This window comes from Pseudomonas sp. 3296 (assembly GCF_031456615.1).
Taxonomy (GTDB): Bacteria; Pseudomonadota; Gammaproteobacteria; order Pseudomonadales; family Pseudomonadaceae; genus Aquipseudomonas; species Aquipseudomonas mucoides.
Map to the genome: position 1 here is coordinate 63,169 of NZ_JAVDUY010000006.1, position 13,740 is coordinate 76,908.

At 59.5% G+C, this 13,740-nt stretch carries 13 protein-coding genes and 1 pseudogene; 6 read left to right on the forward strand and 8 right to left on the reverse strand.

What is annotated here, in order from left to right; translation table 11 throughout:
- Nucleotides 1-96: 96 nt before the first annotated feature.
- Together J2X66_RS17045 and J2X66_RS17050 are read right to left on the reverse strand one after the other, a co-directional pair.
- Nucleotides 97-395, reverse strand: a pseudogene (locus J2X66_RS17045) (hypothetical protein).
- Nucleotides 396-643: 248 nt separating this feature from the next.
- On the reverse strand, nt 644-919 hold the full coding sequence (locus tag J2X66_RS17050; protein ID WP_310266382.1) for a hypothetical protein: 276 nt from the start codon (nt 917-919) through the stop codon (nt 644-646).
- Between the two features lie 729 nt (nt 920-1,648).
- On the opposite strand from J2X66_RS17050, the gene J2X66_RS17055 reads away from it, so the two are divergent.
- The 3 genes from J2X66_RS17055 (at nt 1,649) to J2X66_RS17065 (ending at nt 5,395) form a co-directional block, all read left to right on the forward strand.
- The gene (locus J2X66_RS17055) at nt 1,649-3,583 is read left to right on the forward strand and encodes an ATP-dependent DNA helicase RecQ (RefSeq protein ID WP_310266383.1); all 1,935 of its coding nucleotides are present in this window, start codon (nt 1,649-1,651) and stop codon (nt 3,581-3,583) included.
- 135 nt (nt 3,584-3,718) lie between these two features.
- Nucleotides 3,719-4,945, forward strand: a complete 1,227-nt coding sequence (locus J2X66_RS17060) for a 3-hydroxyacyl-CoA dehydrogenase NAD-binding domain-containing protein (protein ID WP_310266385.1) — start codon at nt 3,719-3,721, stop codon at nt 4,943-4,945.
- A 30-nt stretch (nt 4,946-4,975) separates the two neighbouring features.
- Nucleotides 4,976-5,395: a thioesterase family protein gene (locus J2X66_RS17065; protein WP_059181821.1), complete on the forward strand. Its 420-nt coding sequence runs from the start codon at nt 4,976-4,978 to the stop codon at nt 5,393-5,395.
- Nucleotides 5,396-5,465: 70 nt separating this feature from the next.
- On the opposite strand, the gene J2X66_RS17070 is transcribed toward J2X66_RS17065, so the two are convergent.
- From J2X66_RS17070 to J2X66_RS17085, 4 genes are all read right to left on the reverse strand, one after another.
- A complete protein-coding gene (locus tag J2X66_RS17070) occupies nt 5,466-5,954 on the reverse strand; it encodes a glycine zipper domain-containing protein (RefSeq protein ID WP_027922222.1) in 489 nt (162 codons plus the stop codon).
- 256 nt (nt 5,955-6,210) lie between these two features.
- The gene (locus J2X66_RS17075) at nt 6,211-8,559 is read right to left on the reverse strand and encodes an FdhF/YdeP family oxidoreductase (RefSeq protein ID WP_310266387.1); all 2,349 of its coding nucleotides are present in this window, start codon (nt 8,557-8,559) and stop codon (nt 6,211-6,213) included.
- Entirely contained in the window at nt 8,556-9,395 is an 840-nt protein-coding gene (fdhD, locus tag J2X66_RS17080) for a formate dehydrogenase accessory sulfurtransferase FdhD (protein WP_027922220.1), read from the reverse strand. Before fdhD ends, J2X66_RS17075 begins: the two co-directional genes overlap by 4 nt.
- Nucleotides 9,396-9,487: 92 nt before the next feature.
- A complete protein-coding gene (locus J2X66_RS17085; RefSeq protein ID WP_027922219.1) occupies nt 9,488-10,375 on the reverse strand; it encodes a LysR family transcriptional regulator in 888 nt (295 codons plus the stop codon).
- 137 nt (nt 10,376-10,512) lie between these two features.
- Here J2X66_RS17085 and lysM point away from each other — a divergent pair, with 137 nt between their 5' ends.
- Nucleotides 10,513-10,953 (forward strand): peptidoglycan-binding protein LysM, encoded by a 441-nt coding sequence (gene lysM / locus J2X66_RS17090; RefSeq protein WP_310266390.1) that lies wholly within the window; start codon nt 10,513-10,515, stop codon nt 10,951-10,953.
- A gap of 100 nt (nt 10,954-11,053) precedes the next feature.
- On the opposite strand, the gene yrfG is transcribed toward lysM, so the two are convergent.
- Nucleotides 11,054-11,716 (reverse strand): GMP/IMP nucleotidase, encoded by a 663-nt coding sequence (gene yrfG / locus J2X66_RS17095; RefSeq protein ID WP_310266393.1) that lies wholly within the window; start codon nt 11,714-11,716, stop codon nt 11,054-11,056.
- Nucleotides 11,717-11,806: 90 nt separating this feature from the next.
- On the opposite strand from yrfG, the gene nudE reads away from it, so the two are divergent.
- Together nudE and cysQ are read left to right on the forward strand one after the other, a co-directional pair.
- Nucleotides 11,807-12,373, forward strand: a complete 567-nt coding sequence (gene nudE, locus J2X66_RS17100; protein WP_310266396.1) for an ADP compounds hydrolase NudE — start codon at nt 11,807-11,809, stop codon at nt 12,371-12,373.
- Nucleotides 12,370-13,203, forward strand: a complete 834-nt coding sequence (cysQ, locus tag J2X66_RS17105) for a 3'(2'),5'-bisphosphate nucleotidase CysQ (RefSeq protein ID WP_310266399.1) — start codon at nt 12,370-12,372, stop codon at nt 13,201-13,203. Before nudE ends, cysQ begins: the two co-directional genes overlap by 4 nt.
- Before the next feature lie 59 nt (nt 13,204-13,262).
- Here the strand turns inward: cysQ and J2X66_RS17110 are convergent, their stop codons facing one another.
- On the reverse strand, nt 13,263-13,718 hold the full coding sequence (locus J2X66_RS17110) for a thioesterase domain-containing protein (protein WP_310266402.1): 456 nt from the start codon (nt 13,716-13,718) through the stop codon (nt 13,263-13,265).
- Nucleotides 13,719-13,740 lie beyond the last annotated feature (22 nt).

A 13,740-nucleotide genomic window follows, 5' to 3' on the forward strand; every position in this document is an offset into this window, starting at 1 on the left:
TTGGAATTCGCGGGAAGGCCGACGCTCACCTCTTGAGATTTCGTCCATTGATCGTTCCCACGCAGAGCGTGGGAACGATCTTCATCTCACTCGGCGTCAGGCAGGTTCTTTCCAGCTCATCATGCATTGTGGGCGACTTGCATCAGGTCAAAGCCGTCCTGGGTCGGCAGGTAACGCGCGAGGGTAATGTGGGGAATGTCTTCGACGTCGCCGTGTTTGAAGCAAATGCAGTGCAGGGTTTTCAGGAGGTCGCTGGAGGCTCGGATGCGCTGCATGGCAGCTTCGAAGATGTCCTGGGGGTTGGCCTCTGTGTCGATTATCAGGGGCGGGGAATCGGTGAGGTTGGTTTGCAGTGGGAGATAGCGACCGCTTGTGGACGGGTTCCATGTCTTCATTTTATGTATTCTCAAATGCATTAGATGAAGCCGCTACCATCGTGACCAAGCGATGGAGGCGGACTGTGTTCGGGTTGGTCAACCGTTGGAACCCATAAAGGCCGGCACGCCTGAAGGCGCCCCAAACACAGCCACCATATAGCGTGCACATACTTGCCGAAATAACTATCGATTGGTGGCATTCAGGCCTACCGCGTTATCGTTCATCGCGGGCAAGCCCGGCTCCCACAGGGATTTTCATCCGGGCATTAACCAGAGGTGATTTTCGGCAGGCGCTGGCGGGCGATTTCCAGCAGCTCGTCGCCGTCTTGGGTCAGCAGGTACAACGCATTCACGATGTTGGGGATGTCGCCTGTGTCAGCTTGTTTGAAACACAGGCAATAAAGGGTTTCGAGCAGGCCGCTGGCGGCGTGGATGCGTTGGCGGGCAGCGTCGAGTATTTCGTGAGGATCTGCGGCAGTGTCGATGACCAACACGGGTGTTTCGCTGTAACTGGTTTTGAGTGGGCGATAGCGGTCTTGCATGAGGTCCGTCCTGTTTTCAGCGGCGCGGCAAACTATAGGGGCGTGCATCCAGGCCTCGCAATACCGCGCAAATGGACAGGGTTTGTAGGGGATTTACTGTGGGTGTCGCCTTTTGCCTACGCACGGTCCGAGGTTTTTTTCACCAATACCCTTGGGAGGCGAATTTCCTACGGGATCGTCAGGCGCCGCGCTTCAAGCGCCGGAAGAGAGGGCGTCAGAATCTGTAGGAGGTTTCGAAAACGCCTGTGCAGCGCTTGAGGGGAATCAGCCCGGCTCATGCTGCGTGGGCGAGCAAGAGCCGGGCACTTGACCCGCAGTTGTCAGGAAGTTCGCCAGGCTAATTGGGCCGAACACTCCAGAGTGTCGTACACAGCGAGCAACGGTGGCTCCGTAAGTGGTCCATCGCAGGCACTCAGCAGCAGGGAAGTCAGGATCAGCGCAATGGCAACAATCGATTTTTGGAGCATGGTCATTCCTTATTCAAATGCCGCGCCATCAGGCGTCCTGCCGTGATGTGAAGTGCGCGGACAGCTATTTTGCGAGAAAGACCTTACCGTCAGAGCGAACGGCACGGCGAGGAACAAAGTGTTTCGTTTGTTTCATTCTGTGGCCAAGCCCCATAGGGCGACGCTGTATCATCCCGTATCGTTTTGGTCCCGACCTTTTCTCGACTCGCTGCGTTTGCCGGCTAGGCTTTGGGCTTCGCAGCGGTCAACGGAGTGACAGCTTATGCACAACACCCTGGAACAGGTTTTCGGTTATCCACAGTTTCGTCCCGGTCAGGAGGCGGCTGTCAGCGCGGTGTTGGCCGGGCGCTCGGCGGCGGCGATTTTCCCCACCGGTTCCGGCAAGTCTCTTTGCTATCAGCTGCCGGCCCTGTTGCTGCCGCACCTCACGCTGGTGGTGTCTCCGTTGCTGGCGTTGATGCAGGATCAACTGGCGTTCCTGCAACGCCACGGTGTCGCGGCGGGCAGTATCGATTCGGCGCAGAGTCGCGATGACGCCAGCGAGGTGATGGCTCGGGCCAAGTCAGGCGAGTTGAAAATTTTGATGATCTCGGTGGAGCGCCTGAAGAACGAGCGCTTCCGCAACTTCCTGCAGCAAGTCCCCATCTCGCTGCTGGTGGTGGACGAGGCGCACTGCATTTCGGAGTGGGGCCACAACTTCCGCCCCGACTACCTCAAGCTGCCCGACTACCAGCGTCAGTTCAATATCCCGCAGGCACTGCTGCTGACCGCGACTGCGACGCCCAAGGTAATCGCCGACATGCAGGCCAAATTCGCCATCGCCCCGGACGATGTCGTGACCACGGGGTTCTACCGGTCAAACCTCAATTTGTTAGTCGAGCCCGTACGCGGTCAGGACAAACGCCGACGCCTGGTTGAATGGATGAGCGAACGCCCCCATCAGCCGAGCATCGTCTATGTCACCTTGCAAAAAACCGCTGAGCACATCGCCGAACACTTAGGGCGCAACGGCATTCAGGCTGAGGCCTATCACGCCGGTTTGCCTCACGATCAACGGGAAGCGATCCAGAAACGGTTCATGGCCGGGCAGTCGAATTGCATCGTCGCCACCATTGCGTTTGGCATGGGGATCGATAAAAGCGACATCCGCAGCGTGGTGCATTTCGACCTGCCCAAATCCATTGAAAACTACAGCCAGGAAATCGGCCGCGCGGGGCGTGACGGGCAGCCCTCCGACTGTCTGGTGTTGGCTAACCGTGACAGCCTCAACGTGCTGGAAAATTTCGTCTACGGCGACACGCCAGAGCTGGACGGGATCCGCTGTGTGCTCGATGAAATACTCGCCGCCGCGCCTGAGGGGCAGTGGGAGTTTTTGTTGGGGCCGTTAGCCGATCAAAGCAACATTCGCCAATTGCCGCTCAAGACCTTGCTGGTTCAATTGGAGCTGCGTGGTTTGATTGCCCCGCGTTACGCGTACTACGCTGAATACCGGTTCAAGTATTTGCAAGAACCGGAAGCCTTGCTCGCGCGCTTCGAGGGTGAGCGAAGGGACTTCGTCGCCGCGATTATCCAGACCTCCAGCCGCGCGCGAACCTGGGCAACAGTGAATTTCGACGCGCTGTATGAACAGCATCAGGCGGAGCGCAACCGGGTGGTCAAGGCGCTGGATTATTTCCAGGAGAAGGGGTGGGTCGAGCTTGAAAGCAAGCAGATGACCGAGGTCTACAGCCTGCTGCAAACGAGCTTCGACAGTCAGGCCCTGAGTGCCGAATTGCACGCTTACTTCACCCAACATGAACGTACAGAGATCGCCCGGATTCACGCCATGCTGGATCTGTTTGCCACAGACCACTGCCTGGGTTATCGCCTGGCCGAATATTTCGGCGACGAAAACGCACCTCGGCAATGCGGGCATTGCTCGGTGTGTCACGGGCATGTAGCGAGGTTGCCTGCGCCGCCGGAATTGCCAGCGCTTGTGGATAAAAATTTCGCAGCGTTGTGCGGTGATTTTATCCACAGGCATGAGCAACACACGGGCAACGTCCCTTCGGCTGAACGGGTGACACGTTTCCTGTGCGGGATCAGCGTGCCGCTGTTTACCAAGCTGAAAGCGCGGACTGTCCCAGGGTTTGCGGCGTTGGAAGATTATCCGTATGGCGAAGTGCGTGAATGGGCAGAGCAACATCGCTCAGGCTGAACCGTCTCCTGTGAAAGCAGGTCTGTGGCCACATCCATCCGCTGAATGTTGCTCATCACAGGAATAAATTTCAAAAACCCACGATGCCTGACTATGGTGGGGGCTGTCTTTGGATCGCCAACAAGAGAGCAAATCATGAGCCAGACGCCATTCAATATTCAGCGCGCCGCCGTCATCGGGGCGGGCACCATGGGCCGTGGCATTGTCATGTGTCTGGCCAACGCCGGGGTGCCGGTGCAGTGGGTGGATAACAATCCGCAGATGCTTGAACAGGCGCTGGCGACCGTCGCCGACACCAACGCTCACAATGTGCGACAAGGGCGTATCGATCAGGCCGAGGCCGATGCACGCACTGCGCGTGTGACCGCAGCGGCGGATTACGCAGCGATCCGCGAGGTCGATCTGGTGATCGAGGCGGTGTACGAAAACCTGGAGCTGAAACAGAAAATTTTCCGCGAGTTGGACGGTCTGCTCAAACCCGAAGCGATTCTGGCGAGTAATACATCGGCGCTGGATATCGACGCCATTGCCGCCGCCACTCGCCGTCCGCAGCAAGTGTTGGGCCTGCACTTCTTCAGCCCGGCCCACATCATGAAACTGCTGGAAGTCGTCCGTGGCGCCCAGACTGCACCGGCGGTGCTTGATGCGGCATTGGCGCTAGGCAAGCGCATGGGCAAGGTCAGCGTGGTGGCGGGCAACTGCGACGGTTTCATCGGCAACCGCATGCTCAATACCTATGTGCTCGAAGCACGCAAAATGCTGTTGGAGGGCGCTTATCCGTATCAAGTGGATGCGGCGCTGCAAGGGTTCGGTTTCGCCATGGGGCCGTTTCGCATGTACGACGTGGTGGGCGTCGACCTCGGGTGGCGCGCTCGGGAACTGGCGGGTACAGGCCAGGATGCACCGGAGGTTCAAGTGGACAACCGGTTGTGCGAACTCGGGCGTTTCGGTCAGAAGAGTGGCAACGGTTATTACCACTACGAGCCCGGCAGCCGTCAGGCCGAGCACGATGTGGAAGTCGATGCGCTGGTGCTGCAGGTCAGCGAAGGATTGGGCTTCCAGCGTCGTGAGATCAGCGCTGAGGAGATTTTGGAGCGTTGCTTGCTGGCCCTGGTCAACGAAGGGGCGAAGATCCTTCAGGAAGGCATTGCGCAGTCAGCGCACGATATCGATCTGGTGTACCTCAACGGCTACGGTTTCCCGGCGGCGAAGGGCGGGCCAATGGCCTGGGCGGATCAGCAAGGCCTGGCAGACATCCACCAACGCTTGATGGCCCTGGAAACCCGGCAGGGCGACCACTGGAAGCCGGCACGCCTGATCGGTGAGCTGGCAGCGGTGGGTAAAGGCTTTGCGGATCGGTAGACTTCAGCCACTTCCAGACGAGAGTTGCGCATGAACCAACGCACCGACTACCCGCACTTCCAGCCGATCACCACGCGCTGGCACGACAACGACGCTTACGGTCACGTCAACAACGTCACCTACTACAGCTTCTTCGACACGGCGGTGAACACCTACCTGATCGACGTCGGTGGTCTGGATATCCATGACGGTGAGGTGGTGGGTTTTGTCGTGAGTTCAGCGTGCGATTACTTTGCATCCATCGCCTTTCCGGACCGGATCGAGATCGGCCTGCGGGTCGGCAAGCTCGGCAACAGTTCAGTGCAATACGAATTGGCGGTGTTCAAGCAAGGGGAAGACGAAGCCTGCGCGGCCGGGCGTTTTGTGCATGTGTTTGTCGATCGTGCTTCGACTCAGCCTGTATCGATTCCGTCAGGATTGCGTGAGGCGCTGGAGCGCCTGGTGGTGTAAACCAGGCAAAAAAAAATCGCAGCCCAAGGGCTGCGATTTTTATGTACCGGCCAACGAGGCGATAGAAGCCTCAGTCGCGATAGCGATGGTGATGCTTACGGTGGCCATAGGCATGACCGCGGCCTGGGTGGCCGTCACGGTAGTAGCCACGATCACCATGACCACGATAGGAGCGACTATCGTTGTCGCCCTCATCATCGTATTTGTTGCCCATGTAGTTACCCAGCGCGCCACCGGCACCGCCGCCTGCTGCGGAGCCGATCAGGCTGCCGGTGGTGCCGCCCATGCTGCGGCCGACCACGTTACCGCCTGCTGCGCCCAGCGCACCACCAATGGCGGCTTCGCCACGGCTGTGTTTGTTTGCGCCGACTGCGCTACCGCCCGCGCCGCCCAGGGCCGCGCCGATGGTGGAACCAGTATTGCCGCCCAGCGATTGACCGACGACCGAGCCAAGAACCCCGCCCAATGCGCCGCCCACACCTGCTTCGGTGGTGCCGCCAGCAGAAGCAAGGCCACTGAACAAGCCAAGGGACAACAAGAGAATCGAGGAGAACTTCATGGAGGAACCTCAAGGGGATGACGGCGCGATCCTGAGGCTGTGTCGGGGCGGTGACAATCGAAATCCGACGAGTAACACGACTTCAGCACATTTCTATAAGTTACTGTTTTTTAGACGGAACTTAACGGTTTTTCGCCGGTCTTTAATTACTTCGCACAGGCCATTTCTTTATAGAAACGGCCTTTTTTGTGGGCGATTGGAAAGTGGTTGGTCCGGAAAATCCAGTTAGTTTGATAGCGCTAGATCTGACGAAACGTTAAGCCGACTTGGCCAATATCAATCCAGTCTCACTCGCCATTTCCAACCGGATCGCCACAAACTTCGACGTCGGCGTATGGCTGCCATCCCCGATGCTTTCCAGCGGCACCAGCGGATTCACTTCCGGGTAATAAGCCGCCGCTTGCCCCGCGGGAATATCAAACGCCAACAATGTGAAACCCTTCACGCGGCGCTCACGCCCGTCATCCCAGATCGAAACGATGTCAGTCTTCTGCCCCGGCTTGAAACCCAGGCGAATGATGTCGGCCTCGTTCACAAACAACACATCGCGCTGACCCTTTACGCCACGGTAACGGTCATCAAGACCATAAATCGTGGTGTTGTACTGATCGTGGGAACGCATCGACTGCATGATCAGATCCGGCAACACGCCCGTCGCGCGGGTGCGTTCGTGCACCAGGTCTTTGGGCAAGACATTTGGACGGAAATTCGCGCGCCCCGACGGGGTATTCCACTTGCGTGCACCAGCACTGTTGCCGAGGTAGAAACCGCCCGGATTCTTGATCTTCTCGTTGAAGTCCCGGAAGCCCGGGATCGTGTCGGCAATCAGGTCGCGGATACGGTCGTAATCGGCCACCAGCCAGTTCCAGTCCACCGGTTTGCTGCCCAGCGTGGCGGCGGCGATGCCGGCAATGATCGACGGCTCCGAGCGCATCTGGTTCGACAGCGCCTGCAACTGGCCGTTGGAGGCGTGGACCATGCTGAACGAGTCTTCCACGGTCACCGCTTGCGGGCCTTCGGTCTGGATGTCGATGTCGGTACGGCCCAGGCACGGCAGGATCAGCGCCTCTTTGCCGTGGGCCAAATGGCTGCGGTTAAGCTTGGTGCTGATTTGCACGGTCAGGTCGCAATTGCTCAACGCCTGGAAAGTGCGCGAGCTGTCCGGCGTGGCTTGGGCGAAGTTGCCACCCAGGCCGATGAACACTTTGGAGCGACCGTCGGCCATGGCGTGAATCGCTTCGACGACGTTGTGGCCATTGTCACGCGGCACCTTGAACCGGAAGCGACGCTCCAGCGAATCGAGGAACGCCACCGGCGGACGCTCGTTGATGCCCATGGTCCGGTCGCCCTGCACGTTACTGTGGCCACGCACCGGGCACAGACCGGCGCCCGGTCGGCCGATGTTGCCGCGCAGCAGCATCAGGTTGGCGATTTCCTGGATGGTCGCCACCGAATGGCGGTGCTGGGTGATGCCCATCGCCCAGCACATGATCACGTTCTTGGCCTTGACGTACATACGCGCCGCTTGCTCGATCTCCACCAGAGGCAGGCCGGACTGTTCGACGATCTGCTCCCACGGCGTATCGTCGACGGCAGCCAGGTATTCCAGGACATTGGCGCTGTGTTCGTTGAGGAAGTCGTGGTCGAACACTGCAGGCTCACCGGCCTTCTGCGCATCGCGTTCCCACTGCAGCAGAAACTTCGCCATGCCGCGCATGATTGCCATGTCGCCGCCCAATGCCGGACGGAAGTACGCGGTATTGGTTGGTTTGTCGCCGTTGGTGAGCATTTCGATCGGGTGTTGCGGATGCTGGAAGCGTTCCAGGCCGCGCTCTTTGAGCGGGTTGATACACACCACCTGCGCACCGCGTTTCACCGCTTCGCGCAGTGGTTCGAGCATTCGCGGGTGGTTGGTGCCGGGGTTCTGGCCCCAGACGAAAATTGCATCGGCATGTTCGAAGTCGTCGAAGGTCACGGTGCCTTTGCCGACGCCAACGCTCTGCGCCAATGCCACACCGCTGGCCTCGTGGCACATGTTCGAGCAGTCGGGGAAGTTGTTGGTGCCGTAAGTGCGCACGAACAATTGATAGAGGTACGCCGCTTCGTTGCTCGCCCGGCCCGAGGTGTAGAACTCGGCCTGGTTCGGGCTCGACAGGCCCTGCAAATGCTTGGCGATCAAGGCGAACGCGGCTTCCCAGCTGATCGGCTTGTAACGATCGGTGTCGGCGTCGTAGCACATCGGCTCGGTCAAACGGCCCTGGTACTCGAGCCAGTAATCACTTTGTTCCAGCAACGAACTGACGCTGTGCTTGGCGAAAAACGCACCATCGACACGGCGTTTGGTCGCTTCCCAGTTCACCGCTTTGGCGCCGTTCTCGCAGAACGCCACCATGCCGGCTTCCTTGGAATCGCCCCAGGCGCAACCCGGGCAGTCGAACCCACCGTTCTTGTTGGTCTTGAGCATCATGCGCAGGTTTTTCAGCGCGTTGTCGCTGGTTAACCAGGCCCGGGCAACGCTGGCCAGCGCGCCCCAACCACCGGCCGGACCTTTGTAAGGCTTGTAACGAGGAACAGGTGTCTGGTCGGCTTGACGGTGTTGACTCACGCTTGATTCTCCAAAGCCGGGCTGTAGACCCGTGGCGCATTCTTCTGGGGCAGATGGATGAGGTTGAGGTTGTGACGACGGGCCCATTGCACGGCAAGGCCCGTGGGCGACGACAGGCTGACCAGGGTCTGGATGCCGGCGCGTAATACTTTCTGGATCAATTCGAGGCTGCAGCGGCTGGTGACAATCGCCAGGCCGCCAGTGGTCGGGATTTTCTGGCGGATCAGTCCGCCAATCAGCTTGTCGAGGGCGTTATGGCGGCCGATATCTTCACGGCCCAGTAGCAGTTCGCCCTGACCGTTCATGAACACCGCCGCGTGCACCGCACCGCAGTGCTGACCGAGCGGCTGGAAGGCGCCGATGCGCTGGCGCAGGCCGTCGAGCCATTCGGCGGGCGGCAGTGGCGCGCCCGGCAATACCTTGAGATCGGGCAATGCCTGCTCGACCGCTTCCACGCCACACAGCCCGCAACCGCTGGTGCCGGCCAGTTGTCGACGCTGCTGCTTGAGGTTCCAGAAGGCGCGATTGGCGATGGTCACTTGCGCGTACTGCGCCGACCCCGAGCCGCTGAGTTGCAGGTCATAAATGTCGGTGGCGTCTTCGATGATGCCGCTACCCAGGCTGAAACCGACGATGAAGTCTTCAAGGTCAGTCGGCGTCACCAGCATCACCGCCTGGCTGATGCCGTTGTAGGCGATCGCCAACGCCACTTCCTCGGCGAGCGCGGTGCTGGCTGATTCGGTGTATTGGAGGTCGCTATAGCTGTAGGTCTGGCTTGCGTCTGGCGCGGGCGTTTCTAGGGCTGGCGCCGCGCAGGAAGGGCGCTTGGCGTTCATGGCATCACCGACGGTTGGGTCAGGCTTAAGCCTAGGCGCGTCAATAGGTCGCGTCTAATCGCTATTACTGATCTACCGATAGATGACGTCGATCAAGAGTCGGTCGGTGATTTCTGGTAGATCGCGAAACAGGCTTCCGCCAGGGCCGAACGCGGCGCGCTTCGACGCATGATCAGCCCCAGCCGGGCGAGGGTTTGCGCTTTTTCGATGGGTTGCAGGCGCAAGTGATCGGTGAGGTTTTCCAGGCCACCGTCCAACGGCATCACCGCGCAGCAGAGGCCGCCGTGCACCGCTTGTAACAATTGGTGGACGGCATCGGTTTGCAGCAGGGGTTGGGGTGTGAGGCCGCGGCTGTGGAAGTTGTGGTCGATGGACTGACGAAAGTGCATGCCGCTGGTGAGCATGCCCAGGGGCAACTCGATCAGCGATTCCCATGTGAGCGGCGCTTCGCCGAAACTGAAGAAACGACGATCGTAGAGCAGGCCCATGCGGGTTTCGCTGAAGGCCAGCGAATCGAAACGCTCGCCGTCCAGGCGTTCCAGATAGGACACGCCAAGGTCGAGTCGGTTGTTCGCCAGTTGTTCGAGGATTTGCTCTGAGCTGAGCGCCGAGAGTTCGAAACGCAGGTTCGGGTGTTCGGCATGCAGGCGTTGCATCAGGGGTAGCGGGTCAAAACTCGACAGCGGCACCACACCCAACCGCAACGTGCCGACCAGATTGCCGCGACACGCCGCGGCTTCAGCCTGCAAACCGTCGTAAGCGGCCAAAACCGTGCGCGCCCACGCCAGCACCCGTTCACCTGGTGCCGTGAAACCTTCAAAGCGCTGACCGCGATTGACCAGCGGCAGGTCGAGTTCCTCTTCGAGACTGCGCAGGCGCATGGACAGGGTTGGCTGCGTAATGTGGCAGCGCGCAGCGGCCTGGCCGAAGTGCCGGGTTTCGTCGAGGGCGATGAGGAATTTGAGCTGCTTGATGTCCATCTTCGCTCCAGGGCGCGGTGAAGGAGGGGATTCTAGCGCTTGCGCCGGACCAGCGTCATTGGTCGGGTTGGAACCGGGGATGACAAGCTTGGTCTAGTCTTTTGCGTCTGGAACCTGAAACCCAAGGAGAGTGCACCATGAGTCTTTTGAGCTTTGTGAAAGAAGCAGGCGAAAAACTGCTCGATTTGCTGACCCCCGGCAACGCCAATGCCAGTGAACAATTGAAGGAGCACATCAGCAAGGTCGGCCTGGGTAACCCGAATGTGCAAGCCACGGTGGACGGCGACAAAGTGACCGTGACCGGGGAAGTCGGCAGTCAGGAAGAGAAGGAAAAGATTCTGCTGGCGATGGGCAATATTGCCGGTGTGGGCAGTGTGGATGACCAGATCACAGTGACCGGGCCGGTGGCTGTGGCCGCGCGATTCGTCGTGGTTGAGAAGGGCGATACCTTAAGTGCGATTTCGTTACGCGTTTACCATGACGCCAACAAGTATCAGAAAATCTTTGAGGCCAACAAGCCGATGCTCAAGGATGTGAACAAGATCTATCCGGGGCAGTCATTGCGGATTCCTGAGTAATCCTCAAGACCGTGTGATGGCCATCGCGGGCAAGCCACGCGCCCACAGGTTTTGTATCTTCTGTGGGCGCGTGGCTTGCCCGCGATGCAGTCGATAAGGTCTAAAGCCCTGCAATAAGCTCCCGATAATCCCCCACCGCCGCAAACTCCGCCGTGTCCTTGGGTCCTTTGCGACTGTCCGGCTCACTCACCGCCAACAGGTGCGCTACGCCAAAACGCTGCGCACTGCGCAGGATTGGCAACGTATCGTCGATAAACAGACTGCGCGCCGGGTCAAAACCGATATCGGCCTGCAACGCCTCCCAGAACTGCGGATTCTCCTTCGGGAATCCATAATCATGCGAGCTGATCAAACGCTCGAAATACGGCGCCAGTTCAATCCTTTCCAGCTTCAATGACAGCGAATCGCGGTGCGCATTGGTGATCATCACCACCCGCTTGCCTGCTTGTTTTATCGCCGCCAGAAACGTATCCGCATCCGGGCGCAAGGCGATCAGGTGCGCGGTTTCCAGTTTCAGTTCGCGCACCGGCAGTTTCAATTCGGCGCTCCAGAAATCCAGGCAGTACCACTGCAACTGGCCGGCATTGCGTTCGAACAGCGGCTGCAATTCCATCTCGGCCATGGCCCGGCTCACTCCGTGCAACTCGGCGTAACGCTGGGGCAAGTGCTCCATCCAGAAATGGTTGTCGTAATGCAGGTCCAGCAGCGTGCCGTCCATGTCCAGCAGAACGGTGTCGATGTCGCGCCAGGGCAGCAGGGACATAAAAAACTTCTCCAGCGGTAAAAGAGATATCCGAGGTCAACAATCAGGATAGGCCGGGTATAGTAACGCGTTCACGCCCAGGAGCTTTTCATGCGCCAGAAACCCACCGTACTCGCCCGCGAGATCGTCGCCACGAGCCGTTTATTTTGTGTCGAAGAGCTCAAACTGCGCTTTTCCAATGGCGTGGAACGCACGTACGAGCGTTTGGTCGGCAAGGGCGCGGGTTATGGCGCGGTGATGATCGTGGCGATGCTCGATGCCGATCACGCGGTATTGGTCGAGGAATATTGCGGCGGCACCGATGAATACGAGCTGTCATTGCCCAAAGGCTTGGTCGAGCCGGGTGAAGATGTGCTGGCGGCGGCCGAGCGAGAGCTCAAGGAAGAAGCCGGGTATGGCGCGCGGCAGCTGGAGCATCTGACCGAGTTGTCACTGTCGCCCGGTTATATGAGCCAGAAGATCCAGGTGGTGCTGGCCACCGATCTGTATGAAGAAAGCCTTGAGGGTGACGAACCCGAGCCAATGGGCGTGGAAAGGATCAACTTGCGTGAGTTATCCGCGCTGGCTCAGAACCCGCGTTTCACCGAGGGGCGTGCCTTGGCGGCGCTGTATCTGGCCCGTGACTTACTGACCCAGCGTGGGGAGTTTTTGCCATGAATTCGAATTTCCCGCATCCGTTGATGGCGCCTGTGGTTGAGCTGGCGTTGAAGGCGGGCGAAGTGATTCTGCCGTTCTGGCGCATCGGTACAGCCGTGACGGCCAAGGCTGACGATTCTCCGGTGACCGCTGCCGATCTGGCGGCTCACCATTTGATTTTGGCCGGGTTGACCGCGTTGGACCCCAGCATTCCGGTGCTGTCCGAAGAGGACGCCAACATCCCGCAAAGCGTGCGCGCTGGTTGGCAGCGCTGGTGGCTGGTGGACCCTTTGGACGGCACCAAGGAATTCATTTCCGGCAGCGAGGAGTTCACCGTCAACATTGCGTTGATCGAGCGGGGGCAGGTGGTGTTTGGCGTAGTGTCGATGCCGACCAACGGCCGCTTTTACGTCGGTGGTGCCGGTTTGGGCGCCTGGCGTGGCGACAAGGACTGCTCGCCTTTGCCAATCCAGGTTCGCGAAGTGCCAGCGGCGGGGGAAGCGTTTACCGTGGTCGCCAGCCGCCGGCATTCCAGCCCGGAGCAGGAGCGCTTGCTGTCCGGGTTGAGCGATAGCCTGGGTGAGTTGCAATTGGCCAACATCGGCAGTTCGCTGAAGTTTTGCCTGCTGGCGGAGGGGGCGGCGGATTGCTATCCGCGCCTGGCGCCGACTTCGCAGTGGGACACGGCCGCGGCGCAAGGCGTGCTGGAAGGTGCCGGCGGCGAGGTGCTGGACTTGAGCGGTGCGCCGTTTTGCTATCCGGCGCGGGAATCGTTGCTGAATGCATTCTTTTTGGCGCTGCCGGCGAAAGCTGCGTGGCGCGAAAAGCTGCTGGAACTCGCCCGTAGTTAAGATCGTACGCAAAACCCCTGTGGGAGCTCGCTCCTACAGGGTTTTGTGCTGGCCTCTACTCAGCGGTGGAGGACGTACTGCCCGGTAAACCTCACCGCATCCTCATCGCTGTCGACATTCACGATCCTTGAATGCAGCGTCAACCGCGCCCGTCCATAGCGCTGATACATCGCCAGAAACTTCTTCCACACCGCCGCACTCGGCGCCTGGCAAATTGCCGTCGCGTCCATGGTCACCGGCAGTGGATAGTTGATCTGCCCTTCCTGAATCACGATGTGCCCGTCTTCAATCCCTTCTTCACGCAAGCGCAAATGCAGCCAGCCCCACCCCGCCAACACCGCGCCGCAATACAGACTGCCGCCGAACATGGTGCTTTTGTGGTTGACGTTGGCTTCCAGCGGCAAGTACAGGCGTAGTTGCTGGTCGTGCCAGTCGAGCACTTTGACGCCCATCGCCTGCGTCAGGGGGATGTCGTGATGGAGAATCGATTCCAGGTGACCACTGTCGCGGTTCATGCACAGACCTCTTGTTTGAAAG

Bases quoted from the DNA above. Each gene is read 5' to 3' on its own strand.
- J2X66_RS17050 (WP_310266382.1), bottom strand. From the start codon at position 919: ATGCAAGACCGCTATCGCCCACTCAAAACCAGTTACAGCGAAACACCC.
- J2X66_RS17055 (WP_310266383.1), top strand. From the start codon at position 1,649: ATGCACAACACCCTGGAACAGGTTTTCGGTTATCCACAGTTTCGTCCC.
- J2X66_RS17060 (WP_310266385.1), top strand. From the start codon at position 3,719: ATGAGCCAGACGCCATTCAATATTCAGCGCGCCGCCGTCATCGGGGCG.
- J2X66_RS17065 (WP_059181821.1), top strand. From the start codon at position 4,976: ATGAACCAACGCACCGACTACCCGCACTTCCAGCCGATCACCACGCGC.
- J2X66_RS17070 (WP_027922222.1), bottom strand. From the start codon at position 5,954: ATGAAGTTCTCCTCGATTCTCTTGTTGTCCCTTGGCTTGTTCAGTGGC.
- fdhD (WP_027922220.1), bottom strand. From the start codon at position 9,395: ATGAACGCCAAGCGCCCTTCCTGCGCGGCGCCAGCCCTAGAAACGCCC.
- J2X66_RS17085 (WP_027922219.1), bottom strand. From the start codon at position 10,375: ATGGACATCAAGCAGCTCAAATTCCTCATCGCCCTCGACGAAACCCGG.
- lysM (WP_310266390.1), top strand. From the start codon at position 10,513: ATGAGTCTTTTGAGCTTTGTGAAAGAAGCAGGCGAAAAACTGCTCGAT.
- yrfG (WP_310266393.1), bottom strand. From the start codon at position 11,716: ATGTCCCTGCTGCCCTGGCGCGACATCGACACCGTTCTGCTGGACATG.
- nudE (WP_310266396.1), top strand. From the start codon at position 11,807: ATGCGCCAGAAACCCACCGTACTCGCCCGCGAGATCGTCGCCACGAGC.
- cysQ (WP_310266399.1), top strand. From the start codon at position 12,370: ATGAATTCGAATTTCCCGCATCCGTTGATGGCGCCTGTGGTTGAGCTG.
- J2X66_RS17110 (WP_310266402.1), bottom strand. From the start codon at position 13,718: ATGAACCGCGACAGTGGTCACCTGGAATCGATTCTCCATCACGACATC.